General features: G+C 64.6%; 16 protein-coding genes (1 of these 16 running past the window's edge). 4 read left to right on the top strand and 12 right to left on the bottom strand.

The window, feature by feature from the left end:
- The 3 genes from B384_RS0104400 to B384_RS0104390 form a co-directional block, all read right to left on the bottom strand.
- The coding region (locus B384_RS0104400) for an alpha/beta fold hydrolase (RefSeq protein WP_019481928.1) at nt 1-835 on the bottom strand (835 nt) is incomplete at its 3' end.
- A gap of 90 nt (nt 836-925) precedes the next feature.
- Nucleotides 926-3,139: a catalase gene (locus B384_RS0104395; protein WP_019481927.1), complete on the bottom strand. Its 2,214-nt coding sequence runs from the start codon at nt 3,137-3,139 to the stop codon at nt 926-928.
- 93 nt (nt 3,140-3,232) lie between these two features.
- Nucleotides 3,233-5,278: a putative bifunctional diguanylate cyclase/phosphodiesterase gene (locus tag B384_RS0104390; RefSeq protein ID WP_019481926.1), complete on the bottom strand. Its 2,046-nt coding sequence runs from the start codon at nt 5,276-5,278 to the stop codon at nt 3,233-3,235.
- 189 nt (nt 5,279-5,467) lie between these two features.
- On the opposite strand from B384_RS0104390, the gene sctO reads away from it, so the two are divergent.
- Nucleotides 5,468-6,355 (top strand): type III secretion system stalk subunit SctO, encoded by an 888-nt coding sequence (sctO, locus tag B384_RS0104385; protein ID WP_019481925.1) that lies wholly within the window; start codon nt 5,468-5,470, stop codon nt 6,353-6,355.
- A 95-nt stretch (nt 6,356-6,450) separates the two neighbouring features.
- Here sctO and B384_RS0104380 read toward each other — a convergent pair whose 3' ends face one another.
- Nucleotides 6,451-6,834 carry a hypothetical protein gene (locus B384_RS0104380; protein ID WP_192813058.1) on the bottom strand — a complete coding sequence of 128 codons (384 nt, stop codon included), beginning with the start codon at nt 6,832-6,834 and terminating at the stop codon, nt 6,451-6,453.
- On the opposite strand from B384_RS0104380, the gene B384_RS0104375 reads away from it, so the two are divergent.
- On the top strand, nt 6,827-7,462 hold the full coding sequence (locus tag B384_RS0104375; protein WP_019481923.1) for an aspartate/glutamate racemase family protein: 636 nt from the start codon (nt 6,827-6,829) through the stop codon (nt 7,460-7,462). The genes B384_RS0104380 and B384_RS0104375 overlap by 8 nt on opposite strands.
- 469 nt (nt 7,463-7,931) lie before the next feature.
- Nucleotides 7,932-8,300: a hypothetical protein gene (locus B384_RS0104370; RefSeq protein WP_019481922.1), complete on the top strand. Its 369-nt coding sequence runs from the start codon at nt 7,932-7,934 to the stop codon at nt 8,298-8,300.
- A 90-nt stretch (nt 8,301-8,390) separates the two neighbouring features.
- Here B384_RS0104370 and manD read toward each other — a convergent pair whose 3' ends face one another.
- From manD to B384_RS0104330, 8 genes are all read right to left on the bottom strand, one after another.
- Entirely contained in the window at nt 8,391-9,620 is a 1,230-nt protein-coding gene (gene manD / locus B384_RS0104365; RefSeq protein WP_019481921.1) for a D-mannonate dehydratase ManD, read from the bottom strand.
- A gap of 44 nt (nt 9,621-9,664) precedes the next feature.
- Complete coding sequence (locus tag B384_RS0104360; protein ID WP_026040963.1) at nt 9,665-10,606, bottom strand: PfkB family carbohydrate kinase; 942 nt, start codon at nt 10,604-10,606, stop codon at nt 9,665-9,667.
- Between the two features lie 158 nt (nt 10,607-10,764).
- Entirely contained in the window at nt 10,765-11,397 is a 633-nt protein-coding gene (locus B384_RS0104355; protein WP_019481919.1) for a bifunctional 4-hydroxy-2-oxoglutarate aldolase/2-dehydro-3-deoxy-phosphogluconate aldolase, read from the bottom strand.
- Nucleotides 11,398-11,429: 32 nt separating this feature from the next.
- Nucleotides 11,430-12,575, bottom strand: a complete 1,146-nt coding sequence (dgoD, locus tag B384_RS0104350) for a galactonate dehydratase (protein WP_019481918.1) — start codon at nt 12,573-12,575, stop codon at nt 11,430-11,432.
- Nucleotides 12,565-13,089: a gluconokinase gene (locus tag B384_RS0104345; protein WP_019481917.1), complete on the bottom strand. Its 525-nt coding sequence runs from the start codon at nt 13,087-13,089 to the stop codon at nt 12,565-12,567. Before B384_RS0104345 ends, dgoD begins: the two co-directional genes overlap by 11 nt.
- 3 nt (nt 13,090-13,092) lie before the next feature.
- On the bottom strand, nt 13,093-13,980 hold the full coding sequence (locus B384_RS0104340) for a carbohydrate ABC transporter permease (protein ID WP_019481916.1): 888 nt from the start codon (nt 13,978-13,980) through the stop codon (nt 13,093-13,095).
- Between the two features lie 3 nt (nt 13,981-13,983).
- Nucleotides 13,984-14,931 (bottom strand): carbohydrate ABC transporter permease, encoded by a 948-nt coding sequence (locus tag B384_RS0104335; RefSeq protein ID WP_019481915.1) that lies wholly within the window; start codon nt 14,929-14,931, stop codon nt 13,984-13,986.
- A 197-nt stretch (nt 14,932-15,128) separates the two neighbouring features.
- Entirely contained in the window at nt 15,129-16,421 is a 1,293-nt protein-coding gene (locus B384_RS0104330; RefSeq protein WP_237715228.1) for an ABC transporter substrate-binding protein, read from the bottom strand.
- A gap of 156 nt (nt 16,422-16,577) precedes the next feature.
- On the opposite strand from B384_RS0104330, the gene B384_RS21385 reads away from it, so the two are divergent.
- Nucleotides 16,578-16,797, top strand: partial view of a FadR/GntR family transcriptional regulator gene (locus B384_RS21385; RefSeq protein WP_337459683.1) — the 5' portion only. Its footprint extends 101 nt past the window's final position; the window shows 220 of its 321 coding nt (coding positions 1-220); its start codon is at nt 16,578-16,580; its stop codon lies beyond the right edge, outside the window.

Here is a 16,797-nt window from a genome sequence, read left to right as displayed (position 1 = left end):
CGGCGTCGAGCGCCCGGCCGGTCGCGTTGGGGGCCAGTTCGCGCCACAGTGCCAGCGGATCGAACTGCTTGCCGACCACCCCGTGCTTCCCCCACAGCACCCGCAGCGGGGTGCTGATGTGCAGATTGCTGGCCCGGTCGTGGCGGTCATGCTCGAGGTCAATGGTCGACGACGCCCGGTAGTCCTCGCACATCGCGTGAACTGCGCCGGGCCGGGAAAGGGCAGCAACGTACTGGTCAAGAACATCCCGAGGAAAGGGGGTGAGGCCCGCATACCTGCTTCCCATCAGATTCTCGATGTAGGCGCGCGGGTTGGCCTCTATGAGCGACTCCGGCAACGGCTGCGGCTGGATGAGGAAAAACCAGTGGAAATAAGCCTCGGCAAAGGCTCTATCGGTTGCTTCATACATGTCGAGGGTGGGGGCGATGTCCAGGAGCATTGCTGCGGTGACCAGGTCCGGGTGGTCGGTGAGCAGCCGGTGGGCCACCCGTGCACCGCGGTCATGGGCGCAGACCGCAAACTGCCGGAATCCGCGCTCAGCGCCGAAATGCTGCATCAGGAGCGCCTGGTCTCGGGCCATCGTGCGCTTGCTGTAGGTCTGGTGCTCCGGATCGCTGGCCGGAATTCCCGAGGAACCATAGCCGCGCAGGTCAGGCATCACCACGGTGTAGCGCTCGGTCAGCCGGTCGGCAATCTTGTGCCACATCAGGTGAGATTCGGGATGCCCGTGCAACAGCAGCAGCGCCGGCTTGGGGTCATCCGTGGGGCGGGAGATCCTGCCCGCAATGTCGACGCCGTCAACCGTCGTCGCGAATTCCGTAAAAGCCTCAAACATGCAGCTACTCTAACTTCTCGGCGGAGGGGTCGGGGTTAAAGACAACTGACCGCCGGGGTCTCCCCCGGCGGTCAGTTGTCTTTAACCTATTTACTTTGCGGGAACCGGGAAGCGGTCCCAGACCCGGTGCTTGGACAGCAGCTCGGTCAGCGTGGTGAGCACAGGCGTCGCGTCGCCGACGACGACGCCTGGCGCCTCGGGGCTGATGGCGCTTGCCTGCAACACCGAGGCCACGTCGCCGACGCCGCCGATGGCCTTCGAATGCCTGAACGCCTCGGAGAGGAGCAGTGCGACACGGGGGTCGATAGTCACGCCCGGTGACCCGGCCTTGGCGTCCCGGCTATTGGCAGCGTCGTCGCCCGGGGTTGCTGCGCCGGCCACGATCAGCGCGTCGAACTCGGTGGATCGGGCGGTGAGGTAGGTCCGCTGGACCACCAGTCCACCGTCGAGCTTGCCGCCCTTGGGAGCGATGATCAACGGAACCATTCCGGCGTCGTTGATCAGTGAGCTGAGCCTGGCGACGGCGGTGACGTCGCTGTTGGCGTCAGCGATCACACCGATGATCCGGCCCTCAACAGGCCAGGTGCCGCCGAGCTGCGAAACCGTGGGGCTCGGCTCATGATCCTCGACCTGTTCGATGGGTGCGGGTGCTGCCAGGCCGAGACCGTTGGCCACCTCGGCGCACAGACGCTCGTCGATGTTGGCCAGGTTCTGCAGCTGCCGGACGCGCAGGTTCTCTTCGTACACTTTTCCCAGTTCGAAGGTGTACGCGGAGATGACGTGATCCTGTTCCAGCGGGGTGAGGGACTTGAAGAACATCCGCACCTGGCTGAAGTGATCTTCGAACGTGGCCGGATTCTCGCGTACCTTGCGCGACGCCGGAAGCTCCTGCGGCACGTCAATGTAGGCGCTCATGTCCTCACCGGCGAGGAACGGGCAACCGCCGTCGAGCGAGTTCGGCCGGTACGGCGCCACTCCCCCATGGACTGCGGTCTGGTGCATGCCGTCGCGGAGCATGTCATTGACGGGAGCGTGCGGCCGGTTGATCGGCAGCTGGGCGAAGTTTGGTCCACCGAGCCGGCTGATCTGGGTATCGATGTAGGAGAACAGCCGACCCTGCAGCAGGGGATCATTCGTGACGTCGATGCCCGGCACCAGGTGACCCGGGTGGAACGCGATCTGCTCGGTCTCAGCGAAGTAGTTGGTCGGATTTGCGTTCAGTGTCATCGTTCCGATGATCTGCACGGGAGCCAACTCTTCGGGGACAAACTTGGTGGGGTCGAGCAGGTCGATTCCCTCGAACATCTCGTCTTCGGTGTCCGGGAAGGTCTGGATGCCCAGGTCCCACTGCGGGAAGGCACCGGCCTCAATGGAATCCGCCAGGTCGCGGCGGTGGAAGTCGGGGTCCATCCCGTTGATGATCTGGGCTTCTTCCCATACCAGGGAGTGGACGCCCTGTTTCGGCTTCCAGTGGATTTTCACCAGGGTGGTTTCGCCTGCTGCGTTCTGCAGCCGGAAGGTGTGGACGCCGAAGCCTTCCATCGTCCGGTAGGAGCGGGGAATGCCGCGATCGGACATGTTCCACATGGTGTGCGCCTGCGCTTCACTGTGCAGGGAGACAAAATCCCAGAACGTGTCGTGGGCGCTTTGGGCCTGGGGGATTTCACGGTCCGGGTGCGGCTTAGCAGCGTGGACGACGTCGGGAAACTTGATCGAGTCCTGGATGAAGAACACCGGGATGTTGTTTCCCACGAGGTCGTAGGTGCCCTCATCGGTGTAGAACTTGGTGGCGAAGCCACGGGTGTCACGCACCGCGTCAGCCGAACCGCGTGAGCCGAGCACCGTGGAGAATCGCACGAAGACTGGCGTCTCGACGTCCTTGGCGAGGAAGCCAGCCTTCGTGACTCCTGCTGCGGCACCGTTGGCCACAAAGGTTCCGTGAGCGCCAGCCCCGCGGGCGTGGACGACACGCTCGGGGATGCGCTCGTGGTCGAAGTGGGTGATCTTTTCACGCAGATGGTGGTCCTGGAGCAGGACCGGCCCACGTGGACCCGCCTTGAGGGAGTGATCGGTATCGGCGACCCGGGCGCCCTGCGCAGTGGTGAGGAACCGACCGCTCTGCGAATTGACGGTCTTGGCAGCGCCGGTGGGGGTACCGGTCGGTGACACAGTCTCGGGCGCATCCTGATCGGGCTTGGGCGGGAGCGGCTCGCGAGGTTCCACCGGCTCCGCCAGGCTCGGCGCCGCAACCGACGGCGCACCAGGAATAGGGGGGTTGGTGATGGGGGAATTCTGCTCAGACATCGATTGCTCCAGACACTCGGGTAGCGCAGAGTTCCTGTCGCTACCCTGTCAGCCTACACGTAATACTAAGCAGGCTTCATATATAAGTGGGCGCTACACCGGGGTGAAAACCCCGACGGTTTCCGCTCCTTTGCGTCGGATCTGCTGCACCAGCCAGTCCATCAGCAGGCGGCCCGCCGAGGGGTGGGTGGCCTCGGGATCGTGCTGCAGAGCGTGCCAGCGCATCACATCCTCGCTGGCAGGACTGTCATCGAGGAGCCCGGTAAGCGGGCAGGCTGCCAGCGGACGCGGATGCGGTGCACCCAGCCGGGCGAACTGCCAGTGGTAGGCCAACCCACCGAGGTAAGTGCGCGGCGCATTCGGCTGCACGTCAAGGGTGAAGCCACGTGCCCAGGCGGCAGCCTCCACGGCAGGCAGCGGCCGGGTGAAGTAGTATCCCTGCCCCAGCGGAGCGCCGAGGACAACGGCGGCCTCGGTGATCCCGAGATCCTCCAGCCCCTCAATGGCGACGTTCATTTCAAAATCACGACCCATCTGGATGAGGGACGCAATCATGCTCAGCGTCTCCACGGGCTTCCTGCGGATCTCGGTGAGAAGCTCGCGATCCAGCTTGATAGCGTTGAAAGGGAGCACCGACAGCCGTTTCAGGCTGCTGTGGCCGGCACCGAGGTCATCCATCGCCAGTCCAACGCCAAGGCCCACCAGCTGATCCAGGGCATCGCGCTGCACCTCCCACTCCAGGGTCTGGGATTCAAGCAACTCGAGACCCAATCGGGCCGCGGCAATGTTATGGCGCTCCAGCGCGTCCCGCACCAGAGTGAGACAATCTGGATTCAGAAGGGTGCTTGGGGGGAGGTTCACCGAAATGTTTGCCTGCAGGCCTTCCTCATCCCAAGTGGCGACCCAGCCGAGCGCCTGATCGAGCATCCCGACAAAGAGCAGGTCAAGCTCATTTTTGGTCAGATAGGGAAGGAACTCGCCGGGCGAAGCAATCCGCCCGTCGGCCATCCGCAGCCGGGCCAACGCCTCAAACAGGTGCACCGACCCATCTCGGAGGTCAACCACCGGTTGCATGAACGCCTCGAGCCCCCCTGAGTGCAGCCGCTCCCGGTAACTGGCGATGACGCTGCTATCAGGCCGCCCGCCGACGCCAGCCACGCCCGCTGCCAGATAATTCAGGTCGGACCCCAATCCGGCCTCCGGCTCAGCAGCAGCCAGCGTCCACCACCGGTCACGGTTGCTCTTCAACTTCTTCGACTGATACAACGCTTCATCGGCATTCCGCAGCAACGACGCCATGTCGCACCCATCGCGGGGATACAACGCGAGCCCCATGCTCATCCCCACCCTGATGCTTCTCCCATTGACGTTGAACGGCCGTTCAACCGCATCGTGCAGCGAATCCAGGATTCCAGCGAGCACTACCGGCGCCGCCGCGCGGTCAATGTCCTTCACCAGGAGAATGAATTCGTCGCCGCCCATCCGGCCGAGAAAATCGCCGTCGCGCAATATGGCCTGCATGCGCACAGCCCATTCTTTAAGGACGTGGTCCCCGGCTTCGTGGCCGAATGCGTTGTTGACGGCGCGGAAGTCGTCAAGGTCGATCATGCCTACGGCTGCCGTGACCTTGGTGTGGTCGCCCCTAGCGAACACGTCCTGGAACCGTTCGGTGAGCGCCACCCGGTTTGGCAGCCCTGTCACCGGATCATGCATCGCCTGAAACCGCAGTTGCTCGTTCAGGGCAATCCGGGTGTTGATGTCCCGTTGGACGCTGGCATAGTGGGCGACCCGACCGTCGGCGTCGCGCAGCGGGACCACGCTCAGGTCATTCCAAAATGCTGACCCGTCCTTGCGGTAGTTAAGGATTTCCCCGCGGAAGGGCTCCCCTGCGGCCAGTGCCGTCCTCATGACGCGTTTGGTCTCAGGATCAGATCCAGGCCCCTGCAGCAACCGGCAGTTCAGCCCCACCACATCCTCAGGGCTGTATCCAGTGATAGTGGTGAAGAACTGCGAGACGTGGACGATGTTCTGGCTGGCATCGGTGATCAGTGTGACCTCGGAGGTAGCTGCGTGAGCCTGCGCAAACAGCGACTCGGGCAATACCTCGCCCTCGAACCGAGGTTCCCATTTGGTCGCCATTGAACTCATCCCCTAGTGTGCTTCGTTACGCCGATGTCGCACGCCAACGAACGTTTGGCGGCCCAGTCTTACGGTGGGCGATCCGTTTCCCCAGATCAATTCCTCTAGAGGAATGGTAGCGGCAATTGTGAGAGGTAGATCACCACGGTTACATTGGGGCCAAACCCACCCGCGCTGAGGAAGGACACCGTGAGCGATCGGAAGCAATCCGAACACCCCCTGACCGAGGCTGCCGCTCACCTGTATGCCCTCCCCCTCGAAGAGTTCACCGCCGAACGCAACGCGCGGGCGAAAAGCGCCGATGACAAGCTGCTATCCGGTCAGATCAGGCGGCTCCCCAAACCTTCGATGGCAGCGTGGCTGGTCAACATGCTCGTCCAGCACCGCCGGGACGCCGTTGACGAGGCCCTTGAGCTTGGGATAGTTCTGCGCAATGCCCAGGAAGAGCTAGATCAGAAACGGATGAAGGAACTCGGACAGCAGCGGCAGCGGCTACTCAGCGGGCTGGGCACAGTGGGCCTCTCGCTCGCGAAAGAACTCGGCCATAGTGTCAGCGCCACGGTCGCAGCCGAAGTGGAGCAGACGTTCCGTGCCGCCATGACCGACGCGGATGCCGCCGCCGCGGTGTCCACCGGGCGGCTCCTACGCGTCCTGAGCGCCAGCGGCTGGGACGCCGTCGACCTCGAAGGTGCTGTGGGAGGGCCGTTTGAGCAGGCCACCACCGCCACCGGCAGGGCCGGGGTTGGGAAGATCACCGCCGGAGAGAACGGGGTCGACGAGGAGCGCATCGACAGCGCGCGCACCGCACTGGAGGACGCCGAGCGCACTCTGGCGGAGGCCGACGACGACGCCGAGGACGCGGAACGCAGGATCGACAAGTTCCAGGACCGCCGTACCGGGTTGTCCACAGAGATTGAGGACCTGCAGCACCGTCTCGCCGAGTTGAGGGCAGACCTCAAGTCACTCGACCACCAGATCGACGACGCCGAACAGGAACAGTCGGCCGCGGTCCGCGCCGTCCGGGATGCGCAGCGCGCCGTGGACAGCGCCCGACGGCGGTTGGACAAGCTCCTCTGAGGCGGCCCGGGGCGGGCCGGGATCCTTGCATCATTCGTAGTGCAGGGCCAGACTACGAGCATCCGCCACCTACCCCACCGAAGCGGTCTCACTCTCTAACGGCGCCCGGCAACGGATCTGTCCCGCCACCAGTTGACCGTTGCCGCCGCTGCTTCAGGCAACGGGGTGGGGGCCAGCCCCAACCGCTGCTCCGACGCTGTGGAATCCATAATGAAGGGGTGCTCCGTCTGGTACAGCAGTTCCGTCAGCTCGCGCATCAAGGGCTGCACCCGTCCGAGTACCCGAACAAACCAGCCCGGCACTGCGACGACGTTGGGGGTCGGCACGCCCGCGGCCTTGGCGAAGGCGGCGACCAGTTGCCGTTGGGTGATCGCACGCAGGGTCGGCGCGTGCAACACCGTGTTCCACACCCGCTCGTCGCGGGCCGCGGTCGGCCTAATCAGGGTTCTTACTTCGAGTGATCCCCGACTGTTGAACATCCACGGTCGCGCGGTCCGCGACGCGTTCGGTGTGGAAGTTGTTTCGCGAGCGGTCCACGACCAGCCGGAAGGCGTCCACGACCAGTTGACTCACGATTTCGCGTCCCCCAAGGTCATGGCTCTCGCAGCCGACCTGGCACCCCACGTTGACGGCATCATGATCAGTTGTTCCTCCGATCCCGGGCTGGAGGACGTACGCAGCCTCGTTGATATTCCGGTGGTGGGCGCCGGCTCTGCAGGGGCGGCCGCTGCCCTTGCCCTGGGCTCCCGGATTGGTGTGCTCGCGCTCAGCACAGAACCGCCGCTCGCCGTTGCCCGGGTGCTGGGTGAGCAATTGCATTCGGTTCAGGCGCCCGACGGCGTCACCCACACCCAGGATCTACTCACGCCGTCCGGGGTTTACGAAACCTATCTCGCGGCGGAGCGGCTGGTTGACGAGGGCGCCGACGTCATCCTGCAGGCCTGCACTGGGCTGACCAGCATGGGGGTCTCGCGCGAACTTCGCCGGCGGTACGGCCTACCCGTGGTCGACGCCGTCCTGGCGGCTGGGTCGGCTTTGACCCTGCAGTTGGGCAGTCCCGACGCTCGGCGCCACGCGGGCGGGGTGCTCGCCAAACTGGCCGGTTAGCCGTTGGTGTGTTCCCGTCCGCTGAGCTACCGGGGCTCCTCAGACTGCCCGGGGTGCTGGCGGCGCCCTAGCTTGGTGAGCGAGTCCCACCGCCGGGCCGCGAGACGGCGTAACTCACCGTTCGCATCCGTTGCCCGATTCTGAGTGCTCGATCGGCGGCGGCTGGGCCAGCTCACCGATTTTCCTTTGGTTGCGCTGGGGGAAGACGCCGCTGAATCGGGCTGGTCCGCTGCCGGCCCGTCGACTTTCCGATTTTTCTTCATCATCCCTTTTGACCCCCAGTTAGACCTCTGATCTGATCATAGGGGCCAACGGTGGCCTGGTAAACACCTGACGGCCCTGCCTGCATAAAGGGCGGGTAGGAATGAAGGACCGTTCGCGTATCGCCAGCCCATAATCGAGTAGTCGGCACGCGTTACATCACCGCCGTGTCCTCCTAGCCTGAAATCCCACGGGAAGACAGGACACTATGATCGACTACGCCATCGAATCTCTGCCTCTCTATTCCCCGGGGACACTCAAGGACCTGGAGCGTGAGCTCGAGAACCCTGAAGCCTGCAACGCCTTCGTCCAGATTTCGATCGGCATGTGGGATCAACGGTTCTACCGACTCAGTCGGGCCGCCGAAGATCGGGATGAGCGTCTCCTGATGGATGTCATCCTCAGTATCGAAAGCTCCAGCAGAATGCTGGGACTTCTCCAGCTCGCCGCCTTGGCGGGCGTGCTGAAAACCAGACTGAAGCATCAGGACCTGGATGGCGTAGTCGGTCTCCTACCATCCCTCGAACAGTGCGGGACGCGGAGCATGCGCGAGCTGCAAGCGGCGTACCCCGCCTAGACCGGCGGCGATCCGGGACGGAACCTCGATGGCGCGAAGGCCTGTCGAGGAACCACCGCCCGGGTCGTTGCCACCCACACGATCGGGGCTTTACCAGTCGTGAATGGTCCCGTCCTTGAGCCGGTTGAACGGCAGGTAGGCGGGGGTGTATGGATGGGCCGCTGCAGCGTCCAGATCGAGTTCGACGCCGAGTCCCGGCTGCTCGCCCGGGTGCAGGTAGCCGTCCTTAAAGGAGAAGGACTGCTGAAACACCTCGTTGGTGAGATCGCCGTGCCGCATGTACTCCTGGATGCCGAAGTTGTGGATAGCCAAGTCCAGGTGCAGGGCCGCGGCCATCCCCACCGGCGAGATGTCGGTGGGCCCGTGGATGCCCGACTTGATCTGGTATTGGGCCGCAAAGTCGAGGATCTTCTTCATCGCACTGATTCCCCCGGTGTGGGTGACTGCCGAGCGAACGTAGTCAATCAGCTGCTCGCGGATCAGGGTCTGGTAATCGAACACGGTGTTGAACACCTCCCCGATGGCCAGCGGCGTGGTGGTGTGCTGCCGGACCAGCCGCAGCGCATCCTGGTTCTCCGCCGGGGTGCAGTCCTCCAGCCAGAACAGGTCATACGGTTCCAGCGACTTGCCCAGGCGGGCCGCCTCGATCGGCGTCATCCGGTGGTGGCCGTCGTGCAGCAGCGGCAGTTCCGGTCCGAACTCGTTGCGCACCGCCTCGAACACGGTGGGGATATGCCTCAGGTAGGCGCGGGTGTCCCAGTCCTCCTCGGCGGGAAGGGCCGCGCGCTGCGCCGGCTCGTAGTCGTAGCGGGTTCCCCCGGCACTCGGCTGGGCTGCCACCCCGTACACGGCATCGATGCCCGGCACGGCGGTCTGGATCCGGATCGCCTTGTATCCCAGCTCAAGGTGTTCCCGGACGGAGTCGAGGATCTCGGGGATGTCCCGCCCGCTGGCGTGGCCGTAGGCACGGATGCCGTCCCGTGACGCGCCGCCGAGCAGTTGGTACAGCGGCATGCCAGCGGCTTTGGCTTTGATATCCCAGAGCGCGACGTCGACGGCTGCGATCGCCGCCATGGTCACCGGCCCCCGGCGCCAGTAAGCTCCGCGGTAGAGGAACTGCCAGGTGTCCTCAATCCGGTGCGCGTCCCGTCCAATCAGCAGCGGCACCACGTGGTGTTCCAGATACGCAGCGGCGGCCAGCTCACGCCCATTCAACGTGGCGTCGCCAAGCCCGGTCAGGCCATCCTCGGTGGTGATCTGGAGAGTGACGAAGTTCCGATCCGGACTCGACACGATCACTTCTGCGCTCTTGATTTTCACTTACGTCTCCTTGCTACGAACTTCAGATAAACGAATTGGGCCGACTAGCGGATCGTGCTGCCTGCCGATTGGGCGGTCAGGGCAAGTTCGCTGCGATACGGCAGGTTCTCCCAGTCGCCCGACCCGGAAACAGCAAACGCGCCGAGCGTCGCCCCGCGCATCAGTCGCCCGGCGGTTGGCTCCCCATCGAGCAACGCTGAGAGATACCCGGCCGTGAACGCATCGCCAGCCCCCACCGTGTCCACCACCGGCACCGGGATCGCGCTCTGGTGCACCGGCCGCTCCCCCGCGGTGAAAGTCGAGGCACCAGCCGCACCGCGCTTAACGACGACGTCTCGCACCCCGCGCACGTGCAGGCCCGCCACGGCTTCGGCTTCCGAAACGCTGGGGGCCACGAGGGCCAGCTCGTCGTCGGAAGCGATGACGATGTCCGCCAGGTCAACCAGCGGGCCAAGTACCGCCGAAGCCTCGGAGACGGCCCACAGTTTCGCCCGATAGTTGACGTCGAAGCTCACCAGGATGCCCCGACGTTTCGCTTCACCCGCCGCCCACAGGGTGGCTTCAGCCGCGGACACGGAGAGCGCGGGGGTAATACCGGTGAGGTGCAGGACCCGCGGGTTGCCTTCCAGCGCCGCCCGCAAGTCATCGCTGCAGAGCGCCGAACCGGCCGAATTCGCCCGGTAGTAGGCGGCCCGCGACACATCAGCGATCCGCCGCTCCAGCAGCATCAGACCGGTGGGGCGCCTGGGGTCGACGACGACGCCGTCGGTCACCACGGCCTCGGCGCGCAGGGTCCGCAATGCGAAGGTCCCCACTTCGTCGGCTCCGAGCCTGCCCACCCAGCTGACCCGGTGGCCGAGCCGGGCGAGCCCGATGGCAACGTTGGTTTCAGCGCCGCCGAGCGACATGGTCATCGCGCCCCCGGCACGCAGCAAGCCCGCAGCCCGGATCGACGCCATGGTTTCGCCGAAGGTGACTACCTCGATTTTTAAGGCGCATGCATTGCATGCAGTGCATGCACTTTCACATTCGAATTGTGCCTGCGATGCATGCAATGCATGCACGTTTCCCGAAGGACTACCTCCCACCGCTCCTTCACCAGGAACCGGGCCACTCCCCGCTGGACCCCTGTGAGCATCCGCACTCATCCGGCGACCGCCGCCGCGAGTTCCAGGTACCGCCGGGCGCGCTGCCGCAGTTCGGTCAGGTCGCCGCCCGACGCCGAGTCCCCCACCAACGGTGAGCCGACGCCGACGGCAACGGCGCCGCGGGCGAGGTAATCGGCGGCTGCTGCCTCGTCCACTCCGCCGACCGGCACAAACGGAATGGCCGGGAACGGGTCGCGCAGGGCCGAGAGGAAGCGGGGCCCGCCAAGTGAGGCGGGGAAGAGTTTGATCGCAGTGGCTCCCTGATCCATTGCCGAGTACACCTCGGTGGGGGTCAGTGCGCCGGCAATGACCGGCAGCTGGGCCCTGACGCCCGCGGCGACTGATGCGGAGACCGCAGGAGTCACGATGAACTGTCCACCGGCAGCGGCGACCCGCCCGGCGTCGTCGGCGGTCAGGACCGTGCCGGCACCGACGGTCGCCCGGTCCCCCACCTCCTGACGCACCGCGGCAATGACGTGGACGGCGTCGGGGGTGTTCAGGGACACCTCGAGGTAGCGGACCCCCTCGTCGACCAGGGCTACGGCGGCACGGATTGAGGCATCCCGGTCGGTACCGCGGATGATGGCCAGCAAGCGGGAGCTGCTGAGTCCGTCAAGAAAGTCAGACATGGGTGGTCCTTTCGTAGGGCTGGAAGGCCGGTTTACCACTCGGCGTAGGAGCCGTCGTCGTGCCGCCATACGGGTGAACGCCAGGCGTGGCCGCTCTTGTCTGCCCGCCGGACGGCTGCTTCATCGATTTCGATGCCCAGACCCGGACCGGTAAGGCGCTCCACGTGGCCGTCCACGAACTTCAGCGGGGTCTTGTCGAGGACATAGTCGAGCACTTCGGCGCCCTGGTTGTAGTGGATGCCGATGCTCTGTTCCTGGATCAGGAAGTTGGTGGTCGCGAAGCCCACCTGGAGGCAGGCGGCGAGCGCCAGCGGACCCAGCGGGCAGTGCGGCGCGAGCTGGACGTCGTAGACCTCGGCGAGGGAGGCGATCTTGCGGACCTCGGTGATGCCACCGGCATGCGAGAGGTCCGGTTGCGCGACGGCGATGCCCGCCTGCAACACAGGGAGGAACTCCTGCCGGTTGTAGAGCCGCTCCCCGGTGGCGATGGGGATGCTCGTGGAACTGGTCAGCCCACCGATCAGGTGCGAATTTTCCGGCACCGTCGGCTCCTCCAGGAAAAAGGGGTGCAACGGTTCCAGCAGCGGTGCAACCCGCCGCGTGTTGGCCAGGGTGAACCGCCCATGGAAGTCGACGGCGACGTCCCGGTGCGGGCCGAGCACCTCGCGGGCAGCGGCGACGCGCTCCACCACTGCGTCGATTTCTGCGACGCTGCCGAGTGGGCTCATCCGGCCGCTGGCATTCATCTTCACGGCGGTCAGTCCCACCTCGAGCTGGGCGGAGATGGAGTCAGCCACCTCGGCGGGTTCATCGCCGCCCACCCAGCCGTACATCCTGATCCGGTCTCGGACATGCCCTCCGAGCAACTGGTGCACTGGCACGCCGAGCGATTTCCCGGCAATGTCCCACAGTGCCTGGTCCAACCCGGCGACGGCGCTGGCCAGGATGGCACCGCCACGATAGAAGGAGCCCTTCGTCATGACCTGCCAGTGGTCCTCAATCCGGAGCGGGTCGGCGCCGATCAGCAACTCGGAGAGCTGCTCGACGGCGGTCCGCACCGTCTCGGAGCGACCCTCCACCACCGGTTCGCCCCAGCCGACAATCCCGCTGTCGGTTTCCACCCTGACGAACAGCCACCGCGGTGGCACGAGGAAGGTTTCGATCCTGCTAATGCGCATGAATATTGCTTTCGGAGAGGAACGCGACAATGTGATCAACCATTGCCTGTGGTGGGAGGGACAGGTCGACGGTCAGGCCGCGTTCGTCGTCGCCAAGGGTCTGCAGGCTCTCGTACTGGGAGGCAAGCAGCGACGGGGGCATGTACTCGTGTTCCCGCGCGGAGATCCGTGCGGCCACCAGTTCAATGGTGCCGTGCGGGTGCACCACCACCAGTTCCGGGACGTGACCGCGGAGCAGGTCCCGGTACGCGAGTTTGAGAGCCGAACAGGCGACGACGACGCCGGCTTTCCGGCCTTCGGCGAGCACCTCACCGACGGTATGTAGCCAGGGAAGCCGGTTGTCGTCGGTGAGGGGCGTCCCCGCGGCCATCAGGGTTTTGTTGTCCACCGGGTGCAGGTCATCGCCGTCAACGAAGGCGACGCCGAGGCGTTCAGCGAGCAGCGACCCGATGGTGCTTTTGCCAGAACCCTGCACCCCCATGACCACGATTGGCGGGGTTTTTGAGTCTGCCATGACCTAGCCTTTGGTCGCGCCGGCGGTCAGGCCGGAAACGATGTACTTCTGGGTGAACAGCGCGATCACCATGATCGGGATAGTGACCACCACGGAAGCGGCCATCAGGCCTCCCCAGTCGATGCTGGCGTAGGCCACGAAGTTGAAGATGGCCACCGGCAGGGTCTTCGTCTCGGCGCCGGAAAGCACCAGGGCGAACATGAAGTTGTTCCACGAGAAGATGAAGGACAGGATTCCGGCCGTTGCCACGCCGCCGATGGACAGGGGCAGCGTGATCCGCAGGAAGGCGCCGATGTGGGTGAGTCCATCCACCCGGGCCGCTTCCTCGAGTTCGAGGGGCATCGAATCGTAGTAGGACATCATGATGTACACGATCAGCGGCAGGGCCACGAACATGTGCGAGAGGATCAGCACCCCGTATCCGCCCACCAGGGACAGGTTGGAGAACACGTAGTACCAGGGCACCAGCAGGCTCACGCCCGGGATGATGCGTGCCATCAGCACCACCAGCGCTGAACGGCGCATCGCGAACCGGCTCATTGAATAGGCCGCCGGGACGCCGATAATCAGGGATAGCGCCGTCGACGCGAACGCCACCCAGAAGCTGTTGAACACGAACGAGAAGTAGTTGTTGCGGCCCAGCACCGTCTCGTAGTTGGCGGTGGTGGGGGTGAAGATCAGGGTCTTGCTGGCGTCGTAGATGTCGACGTTGGTCTTCAGCGACGCCAGGAACATCCAGACCAGCGGGGCGATGAACGCGAGGACCACGAGGGTCAGGGCGACAACGCGGAAGATCTTGTAGCCCTGCCGGCGAAGTGGTTTCTTCCGGCGCGCGGGAATGCCGGTGGGCTTGATGCTGCCCTGGCTGAGGTTGGGGGCGATCGTGCTCATGAGCTACACGTCCTTCCGGCGCCGGGTCAGAACCCACATGGCCGCGATGATGATGAGGAAGAAGAGGATCAGGACGGTTGAAGACAACCCGTAGTCGTTGTAGTCGAAGCTGAGCCCGTAGGCGTAGATATTCAGCGTCTCCACCTCGTTGAAGGATCCACCGCCGCGCCCCTTGGTGGCGTACAGCAGGTCAAAGGTTTTGAGCGCGTCGATGCTGCGCAGGAGGACCGCCACAATGATGGTCGGCATCAGCAGGGGGACGGTGACGTAGCGGAACCGCTGCCACGCGTTGGCGCCGTCGATCCGGGCCGCTTCGTCCGGCTCCTCGGAGAGGGAGGTGAGGCCGGCAAGCAGGATGATGACCACCATGGGGGTCCACTGCCAGATGTCAATGAAAATCACTGTGGGTAGCGCGGTCGCCTGACCGGAGAGCCAGGGCTGGGGCGGAATGCCCACAAAGCCGAGCACCTGGTTGGCGAACCCGATGTTGGGGTCGAAGATCAGCCGCCACATCATGCCGACGGCGACCGGGGTGGCGACCAGGGGCAGGAGGATGGCCACCCGGACCCATTTTTCGCCCTTGAACGGGCGCCACAGCAGGAGTGCGATGCACATGCCCAGGATCATCTGGACGGCGAGGGCCACGGAGGTGAAGGCGAAGGTGCGCCCGACGGCGGGCCAGAAGCGTTCAGTGTCGGTGAGCACTTCACCGTAGTTGGCGAACCCGATGAACTCGGATTCGGCGCGGACCGACCCTGAGGAGTCGGTCAGGCTCAGGTACATGGTCCAGCCGAGCGGGAAGATGATGAGGATGCCGACGAAGATCATGGCCGGCGCCGCGAACAACCACTTCCGGTGGTTGTTGGCCCAGTCGGAGTAGGCCTTGTAGTGGGTGTTCCCCGGCCTGCGGTCCTTCGGCGGGTTGATCCTCGGTGGGGAGGCGACAGTCATGGTCAACGTCCTTGGTGCGCTAATGGCAATGGTTGCAAAGGTGATGGGTGGAGCGCGTCAGGGTGAAGCGGCAGGGTGAGGCGGCCGGGTGAAGCGGCCGGCCGGTCAGCGGGGCCGGTGGTTGCGCCGCCCAGCGGAGGTTGTCTCCGCCGGGCGGCGCCGCATCGCAGGGCGGCTACGGGAGCCGCCGTCGAACACTATTCGCGTTCGTCATCCAGGAAGGCCTGGAAGGATTCGCTCGCTGCATCGGCTGCCGCGTCGACGTCGCCGCCGGTGATGCCGATCACGATCGGATCGCCCACCACTTCACGGGCTTCAGCGACGTTGATGACGAGCGGGCGGTCGTAGCCGACGCCGTTTTCGGCGCTGGCTTCGATGGCGGCAGCAAGATCCTCGGGGTAGGTCGAGGTGCCTTCAGGGTCGGCCCAGACCGAGGTACGCGGTCCCGGGACGCCTTCCTGCTGGATTTCGAGAACCATTTCCTTGCTGGTGGCCCATTCGAGGAACTTCCAGGCGTTGTCCTGGTTCTTCGACGCCTCGTTGATGCCGAGGCCCCACGATGGCACGTTGTAGGGCTTGGAACCGGCCGGACCCGCAGGCAGTGGTGCGAAGCCGACGTTCTCGGCAACCTGTGAGTTCGCGGGGTCGGTGGCGTTCTGATAGAGGCTGTCAGCCTCGGTGTAGAAGGCTGCACCGCCCTGGGTGAAGATGGCCATGGCTTCGGGCCAGCTCATGTCGGTGCTGACATTCTCTGGACCGTATTCGTTGATCATGCGGCCGTAGTACTCGTAGGCTTCCTTGGCTTCCGGTGAGGCGATGGCTGAGTTGCCTTCCTCATCGATGAAGTCGCCGCCGAAGCTGTAGAGGAAGCTGGAGAACTGGGTGACGGCCGGTGACTTGCCGGTGCGGGCGACGAAGCCTGCGACGTCTGGGTTCTCTTCGCTGATCTGCTTCGCGGCGGCTTCCAGCTCTTCGAGAGTCTCCGGGACCTCAAGGCCTGCAGCCTCGAGGAGGTCGGTGCGGTAGTACAGCACCTCGCGCTCGGTGATCGTGGGAATGCCCACAACCTTGTCCTCGAACGTGGTGGAGTCGACGGGTCCGCTCTGGAAGTCAGACCATTCCCAGTCTGCGTTGGATTCGACGCGTTCGGTCAGATCCGCCAGGTAGCCGTTCTGGGCGAACAGCTTGCCTTCCTGCAGTGGCCGGTACATCATCACGTCGATCTCATCGGTCCCAGCGTTGAGCTGCACGTTGTACTGGGCCGACAGCTGGTCTTCGCCGAGCTGCGTCAGCTCAACCGTCAGACCGGTCTCTTCCTCAAATTCAGGGATGGCCTCGATGATCTTTTCGGTCCACACATGGTTGGCGAGGGTGACCCGCAGAGTGTCGGACGCTTCGCCGTCGCCGCCGCCTCCGCCGCATGCTGCAAGGGTTCCGCCCAGCAATGCCGTCAATGCCAGTCCGGCTACCCGCATAGTTTTGCGTTGCACTGTTGCTCCAGTTCTCTTCGTTGAGGACACCCGCAATAGTCGGGGCCAGGAGTAGATGATCGGTTTACATCTGCTAATAGCCACGATATTAGTGACAAAGATCATACTTATGCAACCCCGTTACTCAAATGGGATGCTCTTGATACGCTTCACTTCATGCAGCCAACTGAACCCCATTCCACCGGTGCCATGCCCTCTGGCCTGCATGCGTCAGTGGTTGACCAGATGGGACTGGCGATCGGGGCCGGCGAATGGGCCGCCGGATCGGTGATGCGGATCGAAGAGCTCGAGGAGCGCTACGGCGTCTCCCGCTCGGTCATCCGCGAGGTGCTGCGTGTCCTTGCCTCCATGGGAATGGTCGAATCACGACGGCGGG

It is taken from the genome of Arthrobacter sp. TB 23 (assembly GCF_000294595.1).
GTDB lineage: Bacteria > Actinomycetota > Actinomycetes > Actinomycetales > Micrococcaceae > Arthrobacter_D.
Note: the sequence above shows the minus strand (reverse complement) of the source record. Positions and strands in the feature narration are given on the sequence as shown.